The sequence below is a fragment of the Parafrankia sp. FMc2 genome, assembly GCF_041008525.1.
In the GTDB taxonomy this organism is placed as follows: domain Bacteria; phylum Actinomycetota; class Actinomycetes; order Frankiales; family Frankiaceae; genus Parafrankia.
Map to the genome: position 1 here is coordinate 1 of NZ_JBFLUG010000486.1, position 690 is coordinate 690.

A 690-nucleotide genomic window follows, 5' to 3' on the forward strand; every position below is an offset into this window, starting at 1 on the left:
GTCGGGGGTGGCAGCACTAAAACTGGCCGTCAGGACGGCGCGGCAACGAGGCCATCCCCCGACACGACCGAGGAGCCACGACCAGGCAACTCACCCAGCCGCGGAACTGATACTCCCCCAATGAGGCTGCTCGTTCGTATTCGTTGATCAGGCCGCCGAGGACGGACCGGCGCTTGATTCGTTTGTAGTGGGCTGCGTACTCGGCCAGGACGGTGCGCAGGTGCCGTTCACCGAAGATCAGCATTCGGTCAGTGACCTCGGTCCGGACGGTGCGGACGAGCCGTTCCGCGTAGGCGTTTGCCCGTGGGGTTCGGGGTGGGATCGTGACGGTGGTGATGCCGGCGTCGGCGAGGACCGCGTCGAAGGAGGCGGTGAACCCCGCGCGGTCGCGGATCAGGAACTGGAAGTCGGCAGCCCGGTCACCGAGGTCCATCACAAGGTTGCGGATCTGCTGGGTGGTCCATGGTCCGTCGGGGTGGGCGGTGACCTTGAGGATGTGGATGGTGCGGGAGCCGACCTCGATGGCAAAGAAGCAGTACAGACGCCGGAGTGTCACGGCGCAGTCGTCAGGTAGCGGGGGCGCGTTGCTGCGCCCCCGCCCCTTCAGAACCCGGCGTGCCACTCGTCGCGGCACCGGGCTCAGGCGGCCCGCGTGGGCGGGCAGGCCCTACAGGTTGCTGTCCGTGTCGG

The 690-nt window shown here is 67.7% G+C and carries 1 pseudogene; it reads right to left on the reverse strand.

The window, feature by feature from the left end:
* Positions 1 to 16: 16 nt before the first annotated feature.
* Positions 17 to 565, reverse strand: a pseudogene (locus AB1460_RS38070) (integrase core domain-containing protein); the annotation flags it as partial.
* Between the last annotated feature and the right edge of the window lie 125 nt (positions 566 to 690).